Source organism: Antarctobacter sp. (genome assembly GCF_048262615.1).
In the GTDB taxonomy this organism is placed as follows: domain Bacteria; phylum Pseudomonadota; class Alphaproteobacteria; order Rhodobacterales; family Rhodobacteraceae; genus Antarctobacter.
In genome coordinates this window covers 1-21,497 of sequence record NZ_JBLXFB010000042.1, presented here as the reverse complement: position 1 = coordinate 21,497, position 21,497 = coordinate 1, and the positions used below count along the sequence as shown (strand labels likewise).

Genomic DNA, 21,497 nt, shown 5'->3' with positions numbered 1-21,497 from the left:
GCGGTGAAGCAGGCGACAACGTCGGCGTCCTGCTGCGCGGCATCGACCGCGAAGGCGTTGAGCGCGGTCAGGTTCTGTGCAAGCCGAAGTCGGTGACCCCGCACACCAAGTTCGAGTGTGAGGTCTATATTCTGACCAAGGAAGAAGGCGGCCGTCACACGCCGTTCTTCAAGAACTACCGCCCGCAGTTCTACTTCCGCACCACCGACGTGACCGGTACGGTTGAGCTGCCCGATGGCACCGAGATGGTGATGCCGGGCGACAACCTGAAGTTCAACGTCGAGCTGATCGCGCCGATCGCGATGGAAGACGGCCTGCGCTTCGCCATCCGCGAAGGCGGCCGCACCGTCGGTTCGGGCGTCGTGTCGAAGATCATCGACTGATCGTCTGAGGTGTTGCCCCTCGGGGCGACACCGTCAGCGTATATTCCGGGGTGTCCAGACACCCGTACTGAAGGGCGGGACCATTCCCGCCCTACACATTCCGGGTTCGATGAGGCGCGCGGGTGGTCCGTCCTCCTCCTCTCAACCCCAACGCCAAGATAGGCTGTCCAAATGAGCCAGAATATCCGTATCCGGCTGAAGGCGTTCGATTACCGCGTGCTTGATGCAAGTACGCAGGAAATCGTCAACACCGCCAAGCGCACCGGCGCGACGGTCCGCGGTCCCATCCCGCTGCCGAACAAGATCGAGAAGTTCACCGTTCTGCGTGGCCCGCACGTGAACAAGAAGTCGCGCGACCAGTTCGAGATCCGCACGCACAAGCGTCTGCTCGACATCGTCGATCCGACTCCGCAGACTGTGGATGCCCTGATGAAGCTCGACCTCGCCGCTGGCGTGGATGTCGAGATCAAGGTCTAAGGAGGGCTCGGATATGATGCGCTCTGGAGTGATCGCAAAGAAGATCGGCATGACACGTCTTTTCATGGAAGACGGCAAGCAGATCCCAGTCACCGTGCTGCAACTCGACAACCTTCAGGTTGTCGCGCAGCGCACAAATGACCAGCACGGCTACACCGCCGTTCAGCTGGGTGCCGGAAACGCCAAGGTCAAGCGCGTGAGCCAGGCCATGCGCGGCCACTTTGCCGTTGCCAAGGTCGAGCCCAAGCGCAAGGTCGTGGAATTCCGCGTCGCGCCTGAAAACCTGATCGAAGTGGGCGAGGAAATCATCGCCGACCATTACTTCGAAGGGCAGTTCGTGGACGTCAGCGGCATCACCATCGGTAAAGGTTTTGCCGGCGGCATGAAGCGCCACAACTTCGGCGGCCTGCGCGCCACGCACGGTGTCTCTGTCAGCCACCGTTCGCATGGTTCGACCGGTCAGTGTCAGAACCCCGGCAAGGTGTTCAAGGGCAAGAAGATGGCCGGTCACATGGGGTCCGTGCGTGTCACCACGCAGAACCTTCAGGTGGTCCGCACCGACAGCGACCGTGGCATCATCATGATCAAAGGCGCCGTTCCCGGCCCCAAAGGCTCGTGGGTGACCATCAAGGACGCGGTGAAGAAGCCCGCGCCCGAGAATGTCATTCTGCCCGCCGCTCTGATGAGCTCGAAGCGCGAAGCGATGAAAGCCGCCGAAGAAGCCGCCCGTCAGGCCGAAGAAGAGGCCAAGGCAGCAGAAGAGGCACGTCTTGCAGAAGAGGCCGCCCAGCAGGAGGCATCTCTGAAAGCGGCCGAGGCTGAAATCGAGGCCGAGAAGAAGGAAGGCGAGGAATGAAACTCGACGTGATCAATCTCGACGGCGGCACCGCTGGCGAAGTCGAGCTGGACGAGGCCCTGTTTGGTCTCGAGCCGCGCGCCGACATTCTCCACCGCGTCGTCCGCTGGCAGCGTAACAAGGCGCAAGCCGGTACGCACAAGGTCAAGACCCGCTCGGAAGTGTCGTACTCGACCAAGAAGATCTATCGCCAGAAGGGCACCGGCGGCGCACGCCACGGTTCCCGCAAGGCGCCGATCTTCCGCAAGGGTGGTATCTACAAGGGCCCGACCCCGCGGTCGCACGCCCATGACCTGCCCAAGAAGGTCCGTAAACTGGGTCTGCTGCACGCGCTGTCGTCCAAGTTCAAGGACGGCTCGCTGGTGGTGATCGAGGCGGCGGATTGCGATGGCAAGGCCAACACGCTGGCCAAGCAGGTTGCAAACCTCGGCTGGAAGCGCGCGCTGATCATCGACGGCGCGGTCATCAGTGAGAACTTTGCCCGCGCGGCGGCAAACATCGAGGGTCTCGATGTGCTGCCCAGCCAGGGCGCAAACGTCTATGACATCCTCAAGCGCGACACGCTCGTGCTGACCAAGGCGGGTGTCGAAGCACTGGAGGCTCGGTTGAAATGAGCGCGAAGGCAGAACACTACGACGTGATCCGCAAGCCGATCATCACCGAAAAGAGCACCATGGCGTCCGAGAACGGCGCAGTGGTCTTCGAAGTGGCGATCGACGCGGCCAAGCCGCAGATCAAAGAGGCCGTTGAGGCGCTGTTTGGTGTCAAGGTGAAGGCGGTCAACACCACCATCACCAAAGGCAAGCAAAAGCGTTTCCGGGGCACCATGGGTCGCCGCAAGGACGTCAAGAAGGCCTATGTGACCCTCGAAGAGGGCAACACGATCGACGTGAACACCGGTCTTTGATCGTGGTGGGTTGAAAACCCACCCTACGGAAATTGGAGAGGCCCTCGCAGCGATGCGGGGGCCTTTTATTTTTTTGTCTTGTATGGTGTTCCCGTTTAGACTGGGCTGCTCTGGTCTTAGATGAATGTTTCCAAGAGAGTAGATATAAGCAAGCGGTATTGCACACATGAGCAAACGAAAACCGGCAAAGCCGAACCGAAGTCGCCTGCCTAACCTGGAAACAGTTGCGGCCTTCGCTGTGGTTAACGAAACTGTCGTCTTTGTTAAGAAGAATATCTTGAGCAATCAAATTCGACGAGATGGGCCGAAGGTAGCGAAATCCTTCGATCGCCTTACGAAGACAGAAATCGCAGAGTGTAGTGAAGTATTCGCAAGAGTTCAGGCGACCTTACTAGGCGCTATCGGATCGAGTAAGCCGGAAAGCTTCGAATCCACTTTCGGAAGATTGATGGCCAGCGCCTTAAACTCCTATTTAGCTGCAATTGAAGTGGCGCGACACGGATTGAAACGACAGTTCGGAGCGAATGCAAGGATGGCCGTTGAGGCAGCAGCTACGGCCCTATCGGTGGCGACCGAACCCACGGCGTTGGACAAATTCCATGATGGGAAGCTCTCATCTACAAAGTGCATTACATACGGCAAAAGGTCGTTCCCGTTAATTGGCGAATTGTATGGCTTCCTCAGCAATGAGTTTGTCCATATCGGTACAGCACATTCGATGTTGGAGTTTCCGTCGGAATATCAGCGCGACGACGTAGCCCTCGGATTGTTGGTTTCCATGATGAAAACGTTGATCTTGGTCCTGGAGGTGGTTGCCGATTTGGCAAAGGTTCACCTTGGTGGGCAGTCAAAATATTGGTTCCGAAATGGTGAGGGGTGGAGTTTTGATCCATCTGATGAGACGCGTGAGTGGATTGGTGAATTTTGCCAGTTGGAAAAGTTACAGCGCGCCTAGCTACTTGACCCCACCCCCATCCTCCCCTAAACGACACCATCCGCAGCAGCCCCGGATTCGTCCGGGGCTTTGCTATTGTCTGCGGGGGCACAGATTCGGGCACCTTCGGGGGCCTATACCACCGGGCACCTGCGGACATTTGTCGAGGGGCCTATACCAGTGGCGGGCTAAACCCCGCCCTACATAAGTCCCGGCAACGGGGCTGCTAGCTAACGGAAGACAGAAAGCATGGCACTCAAGTCGTACAAACCTACGACGCCGGGCCAGCGCGGGCTGGTGCTGATCGACCGTTCGGAGCTGTACAAAGGACGTCCCGTCAAGGCCCTCACCGAGGGTCTGACGAAAAAGGGCGGCCGGAACAACACCGGACGTATCACGGCACGCCGCCGCGGTGGCGGGGCGAAACGCCTCTACCGGATCGTCGACTTCAAGCGGAACAAATTCGATGTCAACGGCATCGTGGTTCGCATCGAATACGACCCCAACCGTACCGCCTTTATCGCACTCGTCCAGTATGACGACGGCGAGCAGGCCTATATCCTTGCGCCCCAGCGCCTTGGCATTGGCGACAAGATCGTCTCTTCCAAGAAGGCAGACATCAAGCCCGGCAACTGTATGCCGTTCTCGGGTATGCCGATCGGTACCATCGTTCACAACATCGAGCTGAAGCCCGGCAAGGGCGGTCAGATCGCACGCGCCGCGGGCACCTATGCCCAGTTCGTCGGCCGTGACGGTGGCTATGCCCAGATCCGCCTGTCGTCGGGCGAACTGCGCCTTGTGCGTCAGGAATGTCTGGCGACCGTGGGTGCCGTGTCGAACCCCGACAACAGCAACCAGAACCTCGGCAAGGCTGGCCGTGTTCGCCACATGGGCAAGCGCCCCTCCGTTCGCGGTGTCGTCATGAACCCGATCGACCACCCGCATGGTGGTGGTGAAGGCCGGACCTCTGGTGGTCGCCATCCGGTGACACCGTGGGGCAAGCCGACCAAGGGCAAGCGCACCCGCAACACCAACAAGGCATCGCAGAAGCTGATCATCCGCTCGCGTCATGCCAAGAAGAAGGGGCGGTAATTTATGTCGCGTTCCGTCTGGAAAGGTCCGTTCGTCGATTCCTATGTCTTGAAAAAGGCAGAGAAGTCGCGCGAGTCGGGCAAGAACGAAGTCATCAAGATCTGGTCGCGCCGCTCGACGATCCTGCCCCAGTTCGTGGGCCTGACGTTTGGTGTCTACAACGGCCACAAGCACATTCCGGTCAACGTGTCCGAGGACATGATCGGCCAGAAGTTCGGCGAATATGCACCGACCCGTACCTACTACGGTCACGCAGCCGACAAAAAAGCGAAGAGGAAGTAAGCCATGGGCAAGGATAAGAATCCCCGCCGCGTGGCGGACAACGAAGCAATGGCAAAACTGCGCATGCTTCGCACTTCGCCGCAGAAACTGAACCTCGTCGCGCAGCTGATCCGCGGCAAGAAGGTGGACAAGGCCCTGACGGACCTGACCTTCTCGAAAAAGCGGATCGCCGGTGACGTGAAGAAGTGCCTGCAATCGGCCATCGCCAACGCCGAGAACAACCACGGTCTGGACGTCGACGAACTGGTCGTCGCCGAGGCGTTTGTGGGCAAGAACCTGGTCATGAAGCGGGGCCGCCCTCGGGCGCGCGGTCGTTTTGGCCGGATCAACAAGCCGTTCTCGGAACTCACCATCAAGGTGCGCCAGGTTGAGGAGCAAGCCTAATGGGTAATAAAACAAACCCGATCGGTATGCGTTTGCAGGTGAACCGCACCTGGGACAGCCGCTGGTACGCCGACACCAAGGACTATGGGGATCTGCTTCTCGAGGATCTGAAGATCCGCGAGTTCATCTTCAATGAGTACCGCAACCCGCCGAAGCAGGCTGGCATCAGCCGTGTGATCATCGAGCGTCCGCACAAGAAGTGCCGCGTCACGGTGCACACCGCCCGTCCGGGCGTGATCATCGGCAAGAAGGGCGCGGACATCGAGGTGCTTCGCAAGAAGCTGGCGTCGATGACCGACTCGGAACTGCACCTCAACATCGTCGAGGTTCGCAAGCCCGAGCTTGACGCGCAGCTGGTTGGCGAGTCGATCGCTCAGCAGCTGGAGCGTCGCGTGTCCTTCCGTCGCGCGATGAAGCGGGCGGTTCAGAACGCCATGCGTATGGGCGCCCTGGGTATCCGGGTGAACGTCGCGGGTCGTCTGGGTGGCGCGGAAATCGCACGGACCGAATGGTACCGCGAAGGCCGCGTGCCGCTGCACACGCTGCGTGCCGACATCGATTATGCCACCGTTGAGGCGACCACCGCCTATGGCATCATCGGTATCAAGGTCTGGATCTTCAAAGGCGAGATCATGGAACATGATCCGCAGGCGCGTGAGCGCAAGAACCAGGAACTCCAGGACGGTCCGGCCCCTCGCGGTGCTGGTGGCGGCCGCCGGGATGATCGGAGGTAACCATGCTTCAGCCAAAGCGTACTAAATTCCGCAAGGTACAGAAGGGCCGGATCAAAGGTCTGGCCAAGGGCGGATCCGATCTGAACTTCGGCACCTATGGCCTCAAGGCTCTGGAGCCCGAGCGCGTGACCGCGCGCCAGATCGAAGCCGCACGTCGTGCCATGACGCGTCACATGAAGCGTCAGGGCCGCGTCTGGATCCGTATCTTCCCGGACACTCCGGTGACTGCCAAGCCCATCGAAGTGCGTATGGGTAAAGGTAAGGGCTCGGTCGATCGGTGGACCTGCAAGGTCAAGCCCGGTCGCGTGATGTTCGAGATCGACGGCGTCAACGAGGACGTCGCCCGCGAGGCGCTGCGTCTCGCCGCGATGAAGCTGCCGATCAAGACCCGCGTTGTCGTTCGCGAAGACTGGTAAGCGGCTGGGGGAGACCCCGACGTATTAAATCAGACCCCCGGCGCGCAAGCGGCGGGGGTTTTTCCTGTCCAGAGGTCAGCCGGGAAAAATGGCCGCCATCGCGCTGTCGAAACGCGCCCATGTCATCGTCGCCTTGTTGCCGGCGTAACCCTCATAATAGGACTCGCCGGACGGCAGCGGCAGACCGGCCCAGATCTTGGCCAGCCGGTACATAAAGCTGCGGCGGGTGAGTTCACCGCGCTGAAAGGCCAGCATCCCGGCCTCTGCCAGCAGTTCATCCGCCAGCCGGTCCTGTAGTTTGGCGTCAAAGCGGACGGCGGGGCTGACCCCGACCTTGTCCACTAGCCGCCGCAGGGTGTCGGGAATGAACTGGTAGCGCCCGATGGCGTGGGGTTGGCCCGGCGTGGCGTCGATCCAGTCGTAGACCTGTTGCACGGTCATGTCGGTCGGGCGCATGGGCGGTTTGACCTTGGCCCCGTGAATGACCGCGTCATAGCTGTCGGCCCCGGATTCCGCCTCTGCGATCAGGCTGCGCAGCAGAGCGGCGGCGCTGATGCCCGACAGCGGGCCGGTGGATGTCTGCCGGGGCGGCGGCGGCGAGCGGTCTGGCAGCGCGGCAAACAGCCCCTCTGTGTCTTTGCCGACAAAGAGGCTGGCGGCGCGCGCCCGCCCCGACAGGGGCGTTGCACGGACAGGGATCAGCGGCGTGCGCGCCGCGCTGTCGCCATGCGGGAACAGTGAGGCAGATTGCGCGGCGGCCACACCGGGCAGGGCCAGCAACGCCAGCAGGATCAGGCAGCGGATCGGGAACATTCTGTTCCTCCTTCAGGATTGGCCGCGACCATGACGCCCAAGGGTTGAGATTCCATTTCCCCCGCCCCGGTGCTTGCGGTAAAGCGCGGCCATGACCCAGATCCGTTCGCTTTTCGCCACCCGCCTGTATCATGCCAAGCTGTCAGAGCAGGGTACCGTCGACGCTGATGAGTTGGACTCGTCGTGTTATTCCATCGCCGAGGATGACGAGGCGGGGCAGGACTGGTGCGAAGAGCACGGCTATCCCGGCTACACCTCCTATGCCTCGCTGACCGATCTGCCGTGGCGGTTTCCGGTCTTTGCGGAGCTGGTGAAGGTGCTGGACAAGCACGTTGCCGCCTTTGCCAAGGATCTGGAGTTTGATCTGGGTGACAAGGCGCTGGTGCTGGAGGATATCTGGATCAATATCCTGCCCGAGGGCGGCACCCATTCCAGTCATATCCACCCGCATTCGGTGATCTCTGGCACCACCTATGTGGCGATGCCCGAAGGCGCGTCGGCGCTAAAGCTGGAAGACCCCCGGCTGGCGATGATGATGGCGGCCCCGACCCGGCAAAAGGGCTGCCGCGAGGAATTGCGGCCCTTTGTCTACATCGCGCCCGAGGTGGGCGATGTGCTGCTGTGGGAAAGCTGGCTGCGCCATGAGGTGCCGATGAACATGGCCGAGGAAAACCGCGTCTCTGTCAGTTTTAACTACAAGTGGGAGTAAGACCCGCTCTGCCCAACGCGGTCCCCTGTTCGGGGAACAGGTCGAGGGTCGAAAGGGCGTAGCCCCCGGCCCGTCGAATTGCGCGCAGTTTTCGCGGGCCCGGTGGCCCCATGTTTACGTCCTTGGGCGAAGCTGTGAGGACAGCGAGAACGGGGGTATCACATGGAAACGCAATCCTGCTGCGCCGGACATGGCGCACGGCAAGGCCACCATCGGCGGGCGATGGCGGCAGAGACAATGGAAAACGGCGGCTGCGGGAAATCCGCGCAGTCGGTTGGGCATCGCGCCAAGGCGGCGGTGGCAGAGGCGGGCGGAGATCTGAAACAGGGGCAGGCGGCCTCGGCCATTGCGCGGGGCGAAATGTCGATCGTGATCGAGGCGGTGTTCATCAGCCTCAATTACAGCGAAACCTCGGTCAGCGTGACCGGCGATGCGGCCCCGGCTGCGCCGGAGGCGGGGCTTCCCGCCGCAGAGGCCCCGGTGGCGGTGTCCGAGGGGCCTGACCCTGAGACACCGGACCCTGAGGCGGGCGACCCTGCACCGCCAGAAGAGACAGCCGCCAGCGCCGGTTACGGGACCTCGGGCACCTACATTTCGGCGCAGGCCACCTATGTGTCGGCCAGTATCGCGCTGGAACTGCTGCGCTAGGGTTGCGGGTTATCGTCTCGTCACGGTGTGACGTGCGGTTTGCTGTCCCCATCTGACGGCGCTGTCTGTCAGGGGCGGCGAGAGTGGGGGCACAGGTCGCACGGCGCGGGTCCGAAGGGACCCTGTCGGCGCGGGATATGATCAGGCCGGTTCAGAGCGTGGCGGGTGCACGGTTTCAAGCAGCCCGGCGATCCGCGCCCGCAACTCTGCGGCGGGAATGGGCTTGGCCAGAACAAGGTCGATGACCGCCCGGTCCGCCCCGTTGTCGAGGCGCGCCATGCCGGTCAGCAGGATCACCGGGGTCGCGGCGGTCCGGCCCTTGACCAGCGCCGCGATGTCGACACCGCTGAGATCGCCGGGAAAGTAATTGTCCAGCAGGGCAAGGTCGAAACGGTGCGCCGCGACCGCCGCCACCGCCTCTTCCCCGGTGCTGGCGGCGGTGACCGTGAACCCCCAGCGCGTCAGGTTGCGATGCAGGACGTTGCGGATTGCATCCTCGTCTTCCAGCAACAGGACGTGGCGCTTGTCAAAGGTAGAGGGCGCGTCAAACGCCGTGGCGTCACCACGGCCAAGCCGGTCACGGTGGAGGGGAAAGAACAGGCGCACGCAGGTGCCTGCGCCCGGCTCGGAGGTGATTACGATCTCTCCACCCAGTTGCCGCATGAAGCCGGCGGCCATCGACAGGCCAAGGCCCGACCCCTCGGAGCGCGATTTGGTCGTGAAAAAGGGTTCGGTCACGCGCGCCAAATTGTGCGGGGGAATGCCCATGCCATCGTCCTGAATGGTCAAGCAGGCGTATTCGCCCGCCGGGGGCAGGGCCGGTGCGGCGTCTTTCGGGACGCTTTGGAGTTCGCTGGTGATCCGGATAGAGCCGCCTTCGCGAATGGCGTCGCGGGCGTTGATCAGGATATTGAGGATCACCGACTGAAGATTGTCACGGTCGGCAAAGATCGGCAGCGCGGGCTTGCCGCGACCAACGGCGATGGTCGGCTTTTTCAGCGATGTCCGTTCGAACATCACCACCGCGCGCGCCGTCTCTTCGCCGAGGTCCAGCGGGACGGGGCGGATGGTGGCGCGCTGTGCGAAGTTCAGCAAGCTCTGGGTCAGGGTGCCGCCGCGCCGCGCCGCCGAGACGATTTCGGACAACAGTTGGCTGGGCAGGGCAGAGTCGATCCCGTCCTGCAACAGCTCGGCATTGCCCATGACCACGGCAAGGATGTTGTTGACGTCATGGGCGACACCGGCGGTCAGTTCCCCCAGCGCGGCCAGCCGGTTGGCCTGTGCCTTGCGCTCTTCGGCGCGGCGCGTGTGGGTGACATCCAGACTGCTGCCCAGACCGCGCACGACCTCGCCGGTGGCATCGTAATCCGGGGCGACGGTTTCGCGGATATAGCCGATGCTGCGGTCGGCGCGGTAAAAGCGATACTCCATCTCGATGGTTTCGCCCTTGACCAGCCGTTGATAGGCCTCACGCAGAATGTTGCGATCCTCCGGATGGATCATCGTCATCGGGCCTTTGAGACCCGAAACGGACTCGATGAAGTCGCTGGGCGTCTGGCCAAAGATGGCGGCGTGGCGAACCGAGCAAAGCTCGACAATGGATTCCTGCACGTTGAAGACGAAATAGCCTAGTTGAGCGATGCGCGCGGCCTGCTCCAGCATTACGGCATGGGATTCACCGCCCGCCCCGATACGGCTATATAGCGCGTCGTCTTCGGACACGGTCTTATCGGACATGATCGGTTTCCCTGCTGGACCCGCAGATTGCATATCAGCTTGTCTTTGCAGCGATCAACCGCAGTCCCGGTCAACGGGCCAATTCAGCGGTGCCGGGGGTCTGCGGCGACGTGCTGCGGTGTGGCAGCGGCGGTGAAACGGGGGGGCATGGGTTATTGCCGGGCCGCAACCGGGCCAAGTCCGGGGCCACAACCGGGCCGCCTACAGGTGGGATTGCAGCGGCGGCGATGTTTCGGCAATGCGCGGGGCCGGACTGAACGGGTAGGGGGCCTGTGACACGACACAGCCATCCTGAATCCGGCGCCAGGTGAGCAGGTTCAGCGACATCGAGCAACGCGCCAGAAAGCTCTTGCCGCCGACGGTCAGGCAGGCGATTTCCCCAAGGGGCACCTCTTGTCCGTTGCGATTGATGCAGGCGCAGTCCGATGCGGCCTCATCGGCGAGAGCCGGCTGAAGCGCAAGGATCAGGGCAAGGGTCAGTATCGCGCGCATGTCGCATGATACCGCACAACGGTGATTTCCCAAAGCCCGTCCTGTGCGGCCGGGTTGCGGGCCGGAACAAGGATCGGTGCGGTCGGTTTTTCAGGCGGCACGCCGTCAGGGGCGCGGCAGGTCTCAATAAGTGTTGCGTTTCCACGGAATCGCGCCTAAAGGGGCTGCTCATCCACGGACTCCACCGGAATCAGGGTGACCTTGCGGCCATGGCAGGCAGGGGCTCTCCGGTGATGTTGTAATAAAGGAGAGGCGCATGAACGCCCACGAACTCCGTGACAAGACCCCGGACGAGCTCCGGGACACGCTTGTCCAATTGAAGAAGGAGGCTTTCAACCTCCGCTTCCAGGCGGCCACCGGCCAAATGGAGAACACTTCGCGTATTCGTCAGGTCCGTCGCGACGTTGCCCGGATCATGACCATTCTCAATGAAAAAGCCGCCGCTGCGGCGTCGACTGCGGAGGCTTAACAGATGCCCAAGCGTATCCTTTCCGGCACCGTCACGTCGACCGCCAACAAGCAGACCGTGACCGTTCAGATCGTTCGCCGCTTCAAGCACCCCGTGTTGCAGAAGACGATCAAGAAAACCAAGAAATACCGCGCCCACGATGAGAACGAACAGTTCAACGTCGGCGACAGCGTCATGATTCGCGAATGCGCGCCCAAGTCCAAGACCAAGCGCTGGGAAATCATGACCGATGAAATGATCGCCGAGCATGAGAAGCAGCGCGCCGAAGTGGCCGCCGCGTCTCAGAAGGCCGAAGCTGAAGCTGCCCACTAAGGGCGATCCGGGGCCGGTCACACGGCCCCGGTGACATTCGAAACCCCCGGGCCAATGTTCTCTGCAGAGCGGTTCGGGACGTCGGGAGAAAACTTATGATCCAGATGCAGACCAATCTGGATGTTGCTGACAATTCCGGAGCCCGGAAAGTTCAGTGCATCAAGGTTCTGGGCGGCTCACACCGCCGCTATGCCTCTGTCGGCGACATCATCGTGGTGTCGGTGAAAGAGGCCATTCCGCGTGGTCGCGTGAAAAAGGGTGACGTCCGCAAGGCCGTTGTCGTGCGCACCGCCAAGGAAGTTCGCCGTGATGACGGCACCACCATCCGCTTTGACCGCAACGCCGCCGTGATCCTCGGCAACAATGGCGAGCCGGTCGGCACCCGTATCTTCGGGCCGGTTGTGCGTGAACTGCGCGCCAAGAACTTCATGAAGATCATCTCGCTCGCCCCGGAGGTGCTGTAAGATGGCTGCTAAGCTCAAGAAGGGTGACACCGTCATCGTGCTGACTGGCAAGGACAAGGGCAAGACCGGCGAGATCGTCAGCGTCGACCCCAAAGCCGGCAAGGCCGTGGTCGATGGCGTGAACGTCGCAATCCGCCACACCCGCCAGTCGCAGAACAACCAGGGCGGCCGCCTGCCCAAGGCCCTGCCGCTGGACCTCAGCAACCTCGCGTTCGTCGACGCCAACGGCAAGCCGACCCGCGTCGGTTTCCGCATGGAAGGCGACAAGAAGGTGCGCTTTGCCAAGACCACGGGGGACGTGATCGATGCTTGATATGGATAACTACGCCCCGCGCCTGAAGGTCCAGTACAAGGACACCATCAAGGCCGCGATGAAGGAGCAGTTCGGTTACACCAACGACCTGCAAATCCCGTCGGTGCAGAAGATCGTTCTGAACATCGGCTGCGGCACAGAGGCCGTTCGCGATTCCAAGAAGGCAAAGAACGCCATCGAGGAACTGTCGAAGATCGCTGGCCAGCAGGCCGTCGGTACGGTTGCCAAACAGTCCAACGCGGCGTTCCGCCTGCGTGAAGGCATGGTGATCGGCGCCAAGGTGACGCTTCGTGACGTGCGCATGTACGAATTTCTGGACCGTCTGGTGACTGTCGCAATGCCCCGCATCCGTGACTTTCGCGGTGTGAAAGCCTCTTTTGACGGTCGCGGCAACTTTGCCATGGGTCTCAAGGAACACATCGTGTTCCCGGAAATCGACTTCGACAAGGTCGACGAGGTCTGGGGTATGGATGTGGTCATCACGACCAACGCCATTCCCTTTGGCGAGCACAGTGCCGATGCACAGGCGAAAGCCCTGCTGGCCCATTTCAACATGCCGTTCACCAAGGCGTAAGAGGAGCAAGACATGGCGAAAAAATCCATGATCGAGCGCGAGAAAAAGCGCGAGCGCCTGGTGGCCCGGTATGCCGCCAAGCGCGCTGAACTGAAAGAAATCGCAACCGACGAATCCAAGTCGATGGAAGAGCGTTTCAAGGCCCGGCTCAAGCTGGCCAAACTGCCGCGCAATTCCTCGCCCACACGGCTGCACAACCGCTGCCAGTTGACGGGTCGTCCCCACGCGTACTACCGCAAGCTCCGTATCAGCCGTATCGCCCTGCGCGAACTCGGTTCGAACGGCAAGCTGCCGGGCGTCGTGAAGTCGAGCTGGTAAGGGAGGGTATATAGATGAACGATCCTATCGGCGATATGCTCACCCGTATCCGCAACTCGCAGATGCGCGGCAAGTCCACCGTCTCGACCCCCGCGTCCAAGCTGCGTGCCTGGGTTCTCGATGTGCTGGCGGATGAAGGTTACATCCGTGGCTACGAGTCCGGCACCGACGTGAACGGTCACCCGACGCTGGAAATCAGCCTGAAATACTTTGATGGCACCCCTGTCATTCGCGAAGTCAAGCGGGTCTCCAAGCCCGGTCGTCGCGTTTACATGAGTGTCGATGACATCCCGCAGGTCCGTCAGGGTCTGGGTGTGTCGATTGTCTCCACCTCCAAGGGTGTGATGTCGGACGCGAACGCACGCGCAGCCAATGTTGGCGGCGAAGTGCTTTGCACCGTATTCTAAGGAGGCCTACACATGTCTCGTATTGGCAAAAAGCCGGTTGAGCTGCCCTCGGGCGTATCAGCCAGCGTCTCGGGCCAGACCATCGAAGTGAAGGGGCCGAAAGGCACCCAGAGCTTTACGGCCACCGATGACGTAACACTTATCGTCGACGACAGCGCCATCAAGGTCGAGCCGCGTGGCAAGTCCAAGCGCGCCCGTCAGCAGTGGGGGATGTCGCGCACGGTCGTGGCGAACCTGGTGCACGGCGTTCAGAACACCTTCAAGAAGGAACTGGAAATCCACGGCGTTGGTTACCGGGCACAGTTGCAGGGCAAGGTCCTGAAGCTGAACCTGGGCCTGTCGCATGACGTCGACTTCCAGATCCCCGACGGCATCACCGTTACTTGCCCGAAACCGACCGAGATCATTGTCGAAGGTCACGACGGGCAGCAGGTTGGTCAGGTCGCCGCGAACATTCGCGACTGGCGCCGCCCGGAGCCGTACAAGGGGAAGGGTATTCGCTATAAAGGCGAATTCATCTTCCGCAAAGAAGGCAAGAAGAAGTAAGGACGCGGAACATGGCAAACAGCAAACGTGTACTGTTCCAGAAGCGCCGTCTGCGCGTCCGGAACAAGCTTCGCAAGGTGAACGCAGGGCGGGTCCGCCTGTCGGTTCATCGGTCGAACAAGAACATCTCGGTCCAGTTGATCGACGACGTGCAGGGCAAGACCCTCGCCGCCGCATCGACGCTGGAGCCCGCGCTGGGCGTTGTCGGCAAGAACAACGTCGAAGCAGCGGCCAAGGTGGGTGCGGCAATCGCCGAACGCGCCAAGGCAGCGGGGATCGAAGAGGCCTATTTCGATCGTGGGGGTTTCCTCTTCCACGGCCGGGTGAAGGCCGTTGCCGACGCCGCGCGCGAAGGCGGTCTGAAGATCTGATGGCGGCGGGCCGGGCTGAAGCCCGGCCTACCGTTCCTCCCGTCCGTTGTGGCGGGATGTAGGCCGGGCGTTTGCCCGGCGTGCTTTGCAGACGGAAACGTCTCGATGATCGAGGGGCTGCTTGCGGCTCACTGCGATTGACTACAACGGTGCTCTTGGGCACCACGAGATAAAGGAATGCCTGATGGCAGAACGTGATAACAACCGTGGCGGTGGCCGTGGCCGCCGTGAGGAGCAGACGCCCGAGTTTGCCGATCGCCTCGTCGCGATCAACCGTGTGTCCAAGACCGTCAAGGGTGGTAAGCGCTTTGGCTTTGCCGCGCTGGTCGTCGTTGGTGACCAGAAGGGCCGTGTCGGCTTTGGCAAGGGTAAGGCCAAGGAGGTCCCCGAGGCCATCCGCAAGGCCACCGAGCAAGCCAAGCGCAAGATGATCCGCGTGCCGCTCAAAGAAGGCCGCACCCTGCACCATGACGTCAAAGGTCATGCAGGTGCCGGTAAGGTGACCATGCGGACCGCTCCGCAGGGTACGGGTATCATCGCCGGTGGTCCGATGCGCGCCGTGTTCGAGATGCTGGGCGTCCAGGACGTCGTCGCCAAGTCGACCGGCTCGCAGAACCCCTACGCAATGATCCACGCCACGCTCGACGGTCTGCGCAACCAGCAGTCGCCGCGCAATGTGGCCCAGCGTCGTGGCAAGAAGGTCGCTGACATTCTACCCAAGCGTGATGAAGCCCCGGCAGCCGCCGCCGAGACCGAGGAGGCCTGATCCATGGCAAAGACTATCGTCGTCAAGCAGGTGGGTTCGCCCATCCGTCGCCCCGCCATCCAGCGTCAGACGCTGGTCGGTCTGGGCCTGAACAAGATGCACCGCGTGCGTGAGCTGGAGGATACACCCTCGGTTCGCGGCATGATCCGCAAGATCCCGCATCTGGTCGAGATCGTCGAAGAGCGCGACTGACAGGTCGCGCCGCTTTGGCACCCCGAATGGAAAACGCCCCGCAGGAGACTGCGGGGCTTTTTTTTGCGTCTGGTGTCTGTGTTTGCAGACCCTGAGGGCGGAGCGGAGGGCGCGGCAGTCCGCGCCCGTCGCTGATCAGGCGGCGCGGCGACGACGCGGTGCGCGTCCGCGCGACGGCTGTGCGCCACCGGGTTTCCCGCTGTTGCCCTGCGGCCTGCGGCCACCTCGGCCACCTTTGGGTTTGGCGGCGGCGCCGCCACCGGCCCAAGCGGTGCCACCAGCGACCTCGATCTCACGGCCCAGAATCTTTTGGATGGCCTTGAACTCGCCCATTTCGGCGGGCGCGCAATAGGCCACGGCAGAGCCGTCACGCCCGGCGCGCGCGGTGCGGCCGATGCGGTGGACGTAGTTCTCGGCCACGTTGGGCAGATCGAAGTTGTAGACGTGGCGCACGTCCGGGATATCCAGACCGCGTGCGGCCACGTCCGTGGCCACAAGGATCATCGCCTCACCGCTGCGGAAAGCGCGGATGGCGCGTTCCCGCTGGCCCTGGCTCTTGTTGCCGTGCACCGAAGTGGCGGCAAAGCCTTCGGCGACCAGCGCCTTCATCAGACGTTCGGCGCCGTGTTTGGTGCGCGAGAACACCACCGCCGCCTCATCGCGGTGCGCGGCGAGGTGCTGGCTGAGGAGGCGACCCTTGCCTGCCTGCTCGATGAAAAAGACCGATTGGTCGATCTTGTCGGCAGGTTTGCCCGGAGGCGCGGTTTCGATGCGCACCGGATTGGTCAGATAGGCGGTCGACAGTTCGGCCATCTGTTTGGGCATGGTGGCCGAGAACAGCATGGTCTGGCGTTCCTTCGGCAGCAGCGCCGCGATCCGGCGCAGCGCGTGGATAAAGCCGAGGTCGAGCATCTGGTCGGCTTCGTCCAGCACAAGGAACTGGGTCTGGTCCAGTTTGACCGCACCGCGATCCAGCAGGTCGATCAGGCGTCCGGGGGTGGCGACCAGCAGGCCGGTGCCACGGGCCAGACGCTGGGCTTGTGCATTCAGCGAGGCACCGCCCACCACGAGGTTGATCCGCACTGAGGTGCCGTCCGCGTAGTCGCGCAGGTTGTCGTGGATCTGTTTCGCCAGTTCACGGGTCGGCGCCAGCACAAGGCCGCGCACCTGCTTGGGGTCGGGTTTGCCTTGCTGGCGCATCAGCTGGGACACCAGCGGCAGGCCAAACGCGGCGGTTTTACCGGTGCCGGTCTGGGCGAGGCCCATGATGTCGCGGCCATTCAGCGCCTCGGGGATGGCACGCAGTTGGATAGGGGTCGGCTCTTTCAGGCCCAGAGCGTCGAGGTTGGCGCTCAGGCGGGCCGGGAGGCCCAGTTCGTCGAATGTCAAATCTATGTCCTTTGTCGCGCCGCCTTTCACGTGCGGCACAAAATGGGGTCTCGTCCGTCAGGGACGATGACACGCCGTGGCTCCCCATAACGCGCGAGGGGCCGAATGCCGCCAGAGCCGTCAGAGGTGAGGCCCGCGCGTGAGGGGACCCGATCGTATTGGGAATGTTTCGCCGGGGACCAAGTCCCACCGGCCCGTTCACGCGACGGGCAAGGCGATGGGGCCTAAGTGGGCGCTGGACGCTGAACTGTCAAGGTCAAAGAGTGTTTCGGACAGGTTGCCACACCTCGCGCAGGGACTACGTTACTCAGGTGTCAACACGGAGCACATGTCATGACCCTTTCACGCCGCACATTTCTGACCACTGCCGCTGCCGCCGGCAGCATCACGGTTCTGCCTTTTGCCGGCCGCGCTGGCGGGCATCTGCCCAATGAGTTCAAATCCTCGCAGGGGACGGTGCTGGTCCATCCCGTGCACCATGCCTCGATCGTGATGGAGACGCCGGTTGGCACGCTCTATATTGATCCGGTTGGCGACGCGGCGGAGTATGCCGATTACCCCGAGGCCGATCTGATCCTGATCACGCATGAACACGGCGACCACTACAACGCCGACGTGCTGGCCGCGCTCAAGGGCGAAAACACGCAGATGATCACCAACCCGGCGGTGTTCGACATGCTGTCGGACGCGTTGAAGGTGAACACCAGCGTCCTGTCGAATGGCGACACCGCCAGCCTGACCGGCCTTCAGGTGGACGCGATCCCGGCGCATAACATCACCGAAGGGCGCGAGAACTTTCACCCGAAGGGCCGCGACAACGGCTATGTGCTGTCGATGGACGACTTCCGCGTCTATATCTCGGGCGATACCGAGGACGTGCCGGAAATGCGCGCGCTGGAAGGCATCGACGTCGCCTTTGTCTGCATGAACCTGCCCTTTACCATGACCGCCGAGGCGGCTGCCGACGCGGTGCGCGCGTTCAAGCCGACCTATGTCTATCCCTACCACTATCGCGGGCGCGACGGCGGCACCCAGGATCCGGCGATGTTCGCCGAGTTGGTCGGCGACGCGGCCACGGTGAAGATGGGCGATTGGTACAAGCCGGGCGAGCTTGGCTAAGACAGGCGACCAAAGGCACGGGCAAAGGGCGGGATTTTCCCGCCCTTTGTCATTACTCGCCCCGGTGGACCAGATAGCGGATCGCCACGTCGAGATCGGTGGGGTCTGAGATCACCGGCGGCTCTCCCGATTCCTCGAACCGGAAAAAGGCAGGGCTCTGCCAGTCGGTGAACTGGTCGGTTGCCTTGGCGTCCCTGCCGACGGACAGCGGGAAGACGGCAAAGAGATCGCGGTCGATTTCCAGCGCAAGCTCCCGCTGTTCGACCTTGTAGACCATCACGTAGCGCACCAGCCCGAAGTCGTACCCGCCTTCGGTCCGGGTTTCGATATAGGTGTAGGGGGGCACATAGGTGCCCGCGCGGTGGTAGAGCGGCGACAGCGGGCGGTAGCGGGTCTTTGTCTCGTCAATTGCGCCGCTGGCCACGCGGATTTCGACCAGCAGCTCGGGTCGGGGCGTGGCGAATTCCGGGGTTGTGATGCTCCATATCCGCAGGACCAGCGCCAGCGTGATGGCCACGGGAACACCGATCCAGACCGCCAGCGCCCGTTGCGACAGAAAGGGTTTGCCGTGCGGCAGCCGATGCCAGCGGATCACCGCGATCAGCGCCACGAGGGCCCCCAGACCTGCGCCAACCGGCGCGCCTGCGGTCGCTGCGCCCATGGCAAGCCCGCCGTCGCCAGCGTAGGCGCCAAAGGACAGGCCCAAGCCAATGACCAGAAAAAAGCCCGCGACCGCACCGACAAGCGCCCCGGCCATCAAGGTCAGGAGCGACAAAAACAGGGTCAGCGCATTCTTCATACCTGATCCTACCAAGTTCGCGGCAAGGGCGCAGGCCCGGAATACCCTCCCCTTGTCTCTGCTTGCCGCTGGGCGCAGGATGGGGGCCGGGAGGAATGTTCATGCTGGATATCGCGGGGTTCGACCTCAACACGATCGGGCCCGATTTCATCGAAAACCCGCATCCGGTGTTGCATCGCCTGCGGGCCGAAGACCCGATCCATCGCAACGCCGACGGCTCTGTCTACCTGACGCGGCATGACGATTGCCTGAAGGTTTATCAAAGCCGCGATATGCTGTCGGACAAGACCGAGGCCTTTGGCGAGAAATTTGGCCGCTGTCCGCTGCACACCCATCACACGACCTCATTGATCTTCAACGATCCGCCGTATCACACGGTGGTGCGCAAACTGATCTCGGGCGCGTTCACGCCGCGCAAGCTGGCCGAGTTCGAGCCGCTGATTGGTGACATCGTGGACCGGCTGCTGGACCGGGTCGAGGATCTGGGAGAGCTGGACCTGATCGAGGATTTCGCCAAGGAGCTGCCGACAGAGATCATCAGTTTCATGCTGGGCATCCCCGAGGAATACCGCGCCCGCCTGCGGGGCTATTCGCTGGCAATCCTCGGGGCGCTGGACCCGGTGGTGCCTGCGGACCGGCTGGCGGCGGGCAACACGGCGGTCACCGAGTTCGGCGAGATCCTTGGCGATCTGATCGACCACCGGCGGCGCAACCCGGACGGCGCGCACGAGGGAGAGGTGCTGGAAGCGCTGATTTTTGGCGAGCACGAGGGGCGGCGGCTGACGCAGGAAGAGTTGATCCAGAACTGCATCTTCCTGCTGAACGCGGGCCATGAGACAACCACCAGCTTTGTCGGCAATTCCGTCGGCTTGCTGCTGGACAACCCGGACCAGCACCGGCTGTTGCTGGACGATCCGGCGCTGATCGCCCCGGCGGTCGAGGAATTCCTGCGGGTGGAATCGCCCTTGCAGATCGGCAACCGGCTGGCGGGGGAGGATATTCAACTGTCGCGCGGGGTGCTGCCGAAAGGCACCTATATCCACACCTCGATCGCGGCGGCCAACCGCGATCCAGAGGTGTTTGCTGACCCGGATCGCGTTGACATCACCCGCAAACCCAACCGTCACATCGCCTTTATCACCGGAATCCATGTCTGCCTTGGGGCGACGCTGGCGCGGGTCGAGGGGCGGATCGCCCTTGGCCGGTTTGTGCAGCGGTTTCCAAAGCTGGTGTCCAACGGGCCGCGCACGCGGGTGCCTCTGGCGCGGTTCCGGGGCTATGCGACGCTGCCCGTGCGCGTCGGCTGAAGCGCCCGGATGCCGATCTCTTATTGTATCTCGCAGGACCTGAACGTGCTTTATGCGCGCTACTTCGGGCAGATGCGGGCGGAACAGTTCGCCGACATCTACCGGGTTTATCTGGACGACCCGGATTACCTGCTGGGGCGGCCGGAACTGATCGACATGTCGGAAGCCTCGGCGATGGAGCTGGACTTTGAACAGGTCAGGACAATTCTGATGGGGGTCGGGCGCGCCATTCCCGAGGGCACGCCGCCGATCCGCACGGTGCTGTTGGCCCCCGGCGACGTGGCCTTTGGTCTGGCGCGGATGTATCAGTCTCTGGCCGATTACAGCGGCCTTCTGGAGGTGTCGGCGCACCGCACCGAGGCGGGCGCGCTGGCGGCGCTGGATTTGCCCTTTGCCAGCGTGGGCGAAATGCTGGCCGATGGCGGGTACAACGCCTTTCGGCACGGTCGTATCGAGACTTGAAACACCTGCGCGTCGGGGCTATACGCCCCCGGTGGTCCGATGGACCCGATTCACAAAACCAAGAAAAGCCGTGGTTGACCCAGTCCGCTTCGAGGGTCACATCCGGCAATGGAGAAGCGACATGAAACTGAATGAACTCCGGGACAATCCCGGCGCAACCAAGACCAAGAAACGCATCGGCCGTGGTGCCGGTTCGGGCAAGGGTAAAACCGGTGGTCGTGGTATCAAGGGTCAGAAATCGCGTTCGGGTGTGGCCATCAATGGCTACGAGGGCGGCCAGATGCCGCTGTACCAACGCCTGCCCAAGCGTGGCTTCAACAAGCCGAACCGCAAGTCCTACGCCGTTGTGAACCTGGGCCTGATCCAGAAGTTCGTCGACGCGGGCAAGCTGGACGCCGCCAACATCACCGAGGACACGCTGGTCGCGTCCGGTCTGGTGCGCCGCAAGCTGGACGGTATCCGCGTTCTGGCCAAAGGCGAGATCACCGGGGCCCTGACCATCGCCGTCACCGGCGCGTCCAAGTCGGCCGTCGATGCGGTCGCCGGCAAGGGCGGCTCGCTGTCTGTCGCCGCAGCGGCAGCCACGGAATAACGCGACGCGTCGCCCCGGCGGCGCATTCGTGACTTGTGAGTGACGTCTCAGCCGCTTACATGTCGCACAGTTTTCCAACGCACGCCGCCCGACGGAAAACCGTCCGGGCGGCGTTTTAGCGAAAAGAGAGATCCGCATGGTATCCGCAGCAGAGCAAATGGCCGCCAACACAAGCTGGGCGGCGCTTGGCAAAGCAACCGACCTGCGCAATCGCATCTTCTTCACCCTCGCCC

The 21,497-nt window shown here is 62.5% G+C and carries 32 protein-coding genes and 1 pseudogene; 28 read left to right on the top strand and 5 right to left on the bottom strand.

Annotation, left to right across the window (positions count from 1 at the left end; genetic code table 11):
* The 11 genes and pseudogenes from tuf to rplP form a co-directional block, all read left to right on the top strand.
* A pseudogene (gene tuf, locus ACN0S5_RS22925) lies at positions 1 to 383 on the top strand (elongation factor Tu); the annotation flags it as partial.
* 171 nt (positions 384 to 554) lie between these two features.
* Positions 555 to 860, top strand: a complete 306-nt coding sequence (rpsJ, locus tag ACN0S5_RS22920; RefSeq protein ID WP_089279938.1) for a 30S ribosomal protein S10 — start codon at positions 555 to 557, stop codon at positions 858 to 860.
* Positions 861 to 873: 13 nt separating this feature from the next.
* Complete coding sequence (gene rplC / locus ACN0S5_RS22915; protein WP_323770808.1) at positions 874 to 1,716, top strand: 50S ribosomal protein L3; 843 nt, start codon at positions 874 to 876, stop codon at positions 1,714 to 1,716.
* Positions 1,713 to 2,330: a 50S ribosomal protein L4 gene (rplD, locus tag ACN0S5_RS22910; RefSeq protein ID WP_323770807.1), complete on the top strand. Its 618-nt coding sequence runs from the start codon at positions 1,713 to 1,715 to the stop codon at positions 2,328 to 2,330. The genes rplC and rplD overlap by 4 nt, the downstream gene beginning before the upstream one ends.
* A complete protein-coding gene (locus tag ACN0S5_RS22905) occupies positions 2,327 to 2,623 on the top strand; it encodes a 50S ribosomal protein L23 (RefSeq protein WP_417211506.1) in 297 nt (98 codons plus the stop codon). Before rplD ends, ACN0S5_RS22905 begins: the two co-directional genes overlap by 4 nt.
* 166 nt (positions 2,624 to 2,789) lie before the next feature.
* Complete coding sequence (locus ACN0S5_RS22900; protein WP_417211504.1) at positions 2,790 to 3,578, top strand: hypothetical protein; 789 nt, start codon at positions 2,790 to 2,792, stop codon at positions 3,576 to 3,578.
* A 228-nt stretch (positions 3,579 to 3,806) separates the two neighbouring features.
* On the top strand, positions 3,807 to 4,649 hold the full coding sequence (gene rplB / locus ACN0S5_RS22895) for a 50S ribosomal protein L2 (protein WP_089280179.1): 843 nt from the start codon (positions 3,807 to 3,809) through the stop codon (positions 4,647 to 4,649).
* Between the two features lie 3 nt (positions 4,650 to 4,652).
* The gene (gene rpsS / locus ACN0S5_RS22890) at positions 4,653 to 4,931 is read left to right on the top strand and encodes a 30S ribosomal protein S19 (RefSeq protein WP_089280180.1); all 279 of its coding nucleotides are present in this window, start codon (positions 4,653 to 4,655) and stop codon (positions 4,929 to 4,931) included.
* 3 nt (positions 4,932 to 4,934) lie between these two features.
* Complete coding sequence (gene rplV / locus ACN0S5_RS22885; RefSeq protein WP_417211501.1) at positions 4,935 to 5,315, top strand: 50S ribosomal protein L22; 381 nt, start codon at positions 4,935 to 4,937, stop codon at positions 5,313 to 5,315.
* Complete coding sequence (gene rpsC, locus ACN0S5_RS22880; protein ID WP_323770805.1) at positions 5,315 to 6,049, top strand: 30S ribosomal protein S3; 735 nt, start codon at positions 5,315 to 5,317, stop codon at positions 6,047 to 6,049. Before rplV ends, rpsC begins: the two co-directional genes overlap by 1 nt.
* Positions 6,050 to 6,051: 2 nt before the next feature.
* Positions 6,052 to 6,465 (top strand): 50S ribosomal protein L16, encoded by a 414-nt coding sequence (rplP, locus tag ACN0S5_RS22875; RefSeq protein ID WP_417211498.1) that lies wholly within the window; start codon positions 6,052 to 6,054, stop codon positions 6,463 to 6,465.
* A gap of 75 nt (positions 6,466 to 6,540) precedes the next feature.
* Here the strand turns inward: rplP and ACN0S5_RS22870 are convergent, their stop codons facing one another.
* Complete coding sequence (locus ACN0S5_RS22870; RefSeq protein ID WP_417211496.1) at positions 6,541 to 7,278, bottom strand: hypothetical protein; 738 nt, start codon at positions 7,276 to 7,278, stop codon at positions 6,541 to 6,543.
* Positions 7,279 to 7,369: 91 nt separating this feature from the next.
* Between ACN0S5_RS22870 and ACN0S5_RS22865 the strand changes: the two genes are divergently transcribed.
* A complete protein-coding gene (locus ACN0S5_RS22865) occupies positions 7,370 to 7,987 on the top strand; it encodes a 2OG-Fe(II) oxygenase family protein (protein ID WP_417211494.1) in 618 nt (205 codons plus the stop codon).
* 162 nt (positions 7,988 to 8,149) lie between these two features.
* A complete protein-coding gene (locus ACN0S5_RS22860; RefSeq protein ID WP_417211492.1) occupies positions 8,150 to 8,635 on the top strand; it encodes a hypothetical protein in 486 nt (161 codons plus the stop codon).
* 141 nt (positions 8,636 to 8,776) lie between these two features.
* Here ACN0S5_RS22860 and ACN0S5_RS22855 read toward each other — a convergent pair whose 3' ends face one another.
* Both ACN0S5_RS22855 and ACN0S5_RS22850 read right to left on the bottom strand, forming a co-directional pair.
* Positions 8,777 to 10,372 (bottom strand): ATP-binding protein, encoded by a 1,596-nt coding sequence (locus ACN0S5_RS22855; protein ID WP_417211490.1) that lies wholly within the window; start codon positions 10,370 to 10,372, stop codon positions 8,777 to 8,779.
* 201 nt (positions 10,373 to 10,573) lie between these two features.
* Positions 10,574 to 10,864 (bottom strand): hypothetical protein, encoded by a 291-nt coding sequence (locus ACN0S5_RS22850; RefSeq protein WP_417211488.1) that lies wholly within the window; start codon positions 10,862 to 10,864, stop codon positions 10,574 to 10,576.
* Between the two features lie 256 nt (positions 10,865 to 11,120).
* On the opposite strand from ACN0S5_RS22850, the gene rpmC reads away from it, so the two are divergent.
* The 11 genes from rpmC to rpmD all read left to right on the top strand — a co-directional run bounded on the left by rpmC (position 11,121) and on the right by rpmD (position 15,596).
* The gene (gene rpmC / locus ACN0S5_RS22845) at positions 11,121 to 11,333 is read left to right on the top strand and encodes a 50S ribosomal protein L29 (RefSeq protein WP_417211486.1); all 213 of its coding nucleotides are present in this window, start codon (positions 11,121 to 11,123) and stop codon (positions 11,331 to 11,333) included.
* Positions 11,334 to 11,336: 3 nt separating this feature from the next.
* On the top strand, positions 11,337 to 11,645 hold the full coding sequence (rpsQ, locus tag ACN0S5_RS22840; RefSeq protein WP_417211484.1) for a 30S ribosomal protein S17: 309 nt from the start codon (positions 11,337 to 11,339) through the stop codon (positions 11,643 to 11,645).
* Positions 11,646 to 11,740: 95 nt separating this feature from the next.
* A complete protein-coding gene (rplN, locus tag ACN0S5_RS22835) occupies positions 11,741 to 12,109 on the top strand; it encodes a 50S ribosomal protein L14 (protein ID WP_323770798.1) in 369 nt (122 codons plus the stop codon).
* Position 12,110: 1 nt separating this feature from the next.
* Positions 12,111 to 12,422, top strand: a complete 312-nt coding sequence (gene rplX / locus ACN0S5_RS22830; RefSeq protein ID WP_417211482.1) for a 50S ribosomal protein L24 — start codon at positions 12,111 to 12,113, stop codon at positions 12,420 to 12,422.
* The gene (rplE, locus tag ACN0S5_RS22825; RefSeq protein WP_417211480.1) at positions 12,415 to 12,996 is read left to right on the top strand and encodes a 50S ribosomal protein L5; all 582 of its coding nucleotides are present in this window, start codon (positions 12,415 to 12,417) and stop codon (positions 12,994 to 12,996) included. Before rplX ends, rplE begins: the two co-directional genes overlap by 8 nt.
* Positions 12,997 to 13,008: 12 nt before the next feature.
* Complete coding sequence (gene rpsN, locus ACN0S5_RS22820) at positions 13,009 to 13,314, top strand: 30S ribosomal protein S14 (protein WP_089280193.1); 306 nt, start codon at positions 13,009 to 13,011, stop codon at positions 13,312 to 13,314.
* Between the two features lie 14 nt (positions 13,315 to 13,328).
* Entirely contained in the window at positions 13,329 to 13,721 is a 393-nt protein-coding gene (gene rpsH, locus ACN0S5_RS22815) for a 30S ribosomal protein S8 (protein WP_094033616.1), read from the top strand.
* A 12-nt stretch (positions 13,722 to 13,733) separates the two neighbouring features.
* A complete protein-coding gene (gene rplF / locus ACN0S5_RS22810; RefSeq protein ID WP_323770795.1) occupies positions 13,734 to 14,267 on the top strand; it encodes a 50S ribosomal protein L6 in 534 nt (177 codons plus the stop codon).
* A gap of 11 nt (positions 14,268 to 14,278) precedes the next feature.
* Positions 14,279 to 14,638, top strand: a complete 360-nt coding sequence (gene rplR, locus ACN0S5_RS22805) for a 50S ribosomal protein L18 (protein ID WP_323770794.1) — start codon at positions 14,279 to 14,281, stop codon at positions 14,636 to 14,638.
* 184 nt (positions 14,639 to 14,822) lie between these two features.
* A complete protein-coding gene (rpsE, locus tag ACN0S5_RS22800) occupies positions 14,823 to 15,404 on the top strand; it encodes a 30S ribosomal protein S5 (protein ID WP_417211477.1) in 582 nt (193 codons plus the stop codon).
* A 3-nt stretch (positions 15,405 to 15,407) separates the two neighbouring features.
* Positions 15,408 to 15,596: a 50S ribosomal protein L30 gene (gene rpmD / locus ACN0S5_RS22795; RefSeq protein WP_323770792.1), complete on the top strand. Its 189-nt coding sequence runs from the start codon at positions 15,408 to 15,410 to the stop codon at positions 15,594 to 15,596.
* Positions 15,597 to 15,731: 135 nt separating this feature from the next.
* Here the strand turns inward: rpmD and ACN0S5_RS22790 are convergent, their stop codons facing one another.
* Complete coding sequence (locus tag ACN0S5_RS22790; RefSeq protein ID WP_417211476.1) at positions 15,732 to 16,985, bottom strand: DEAD/DEAH box helicase; 1,254 nt, start codon at positions 16,983 to 16,985, stop codon at positions 15,732 to 15,734.
* Positions 16,986 to 17,318: 333 nt separating this feature from the next.
* On the opposite strand from ACN0S5_RS22790, the gene ACN0S5_RS22785 reads away from it, so the two are divergent.
* On the top strand, positions 17,319 to 18,104 hold the full coding sequence (locus tag ACN0S5_RS22785) for an MBL fold metallo-hydrolase (RefSeq protein ID WP_417211474.1): 786 nt from the start codon (positions 17,319 to 17,321) through the stop codon (positions 18,102 to 18,104).
* A 52-nt stretch (positions 18,105 to 18,156) separates the two neighbouring features.
* Here the strand turns inward: ACN0S5_RS22785 and ACN0S5_RS22780 are convergent, their stop codons facing one another.
* Positions 18,157 to 18,903 carry a hypothetical protein gene (locus tag ACN0S5_RS22780; RefSeq protein WP_417211472.1) on the bottom strand — a complete coding sequence of 249 codons (747 nt, stop codon included), beginning with the start codon at positions 18,901 to 18,903 and terminating at the stop codon, positions 18,157 to 18,159.
* Between the two features lie 101 nt (positions 18,904 to 19,004).
* Here ACN0S5_RS22780 and ACN0S5_RS22775 point away from each other — a divergent pair, with 101 nt between their 5' ends.
* From ACN0S5_RS22775 to rplO, 3 genes are all read left to right on the top strand, one after another.
* Positions 19,005 to 20,210 carry a cytochrome P450 gene (locus ACN0S5_RS22775; RefSeq protein WP_417211470.1) on the top strand — a complete coding sequence of 402 codons (1,206 nt, stop codon included), beginning with the start codon at positions 19,005 to 19,007 and terminating at the stop codon, positions 20,208 to 20,210.
* Between the two features lie 9 nt (positions 20,211 to 20,219).
* Positions 20,220 to 20,672 (top strand): hypothetical protein, encoded by a 453-nt coding sequence (locus tag ACN0S5_RS22770; RefSeq protein WP_417211469.1) that lies wholly within the window; start codon positions 20,220 to 20,222, stop codon positions 20,670 to 20,672.
* 121 nt (positions 20,673 to 20,793) lie between these two features.
* A complete protein-coding gene (gene rplO / locus ACN0S5_RS22765) occupies positions 20,794 to 21,264 on the top strand; it encodes a 50S ribosomal protein L15 (RefSeq protein ID WP_417211468.1) in 471 nt (156 codons plus the stop codon).
* The last annotated feature ends 233 nt before the right edge of the window (positions 21,265 to 21,497 follow it).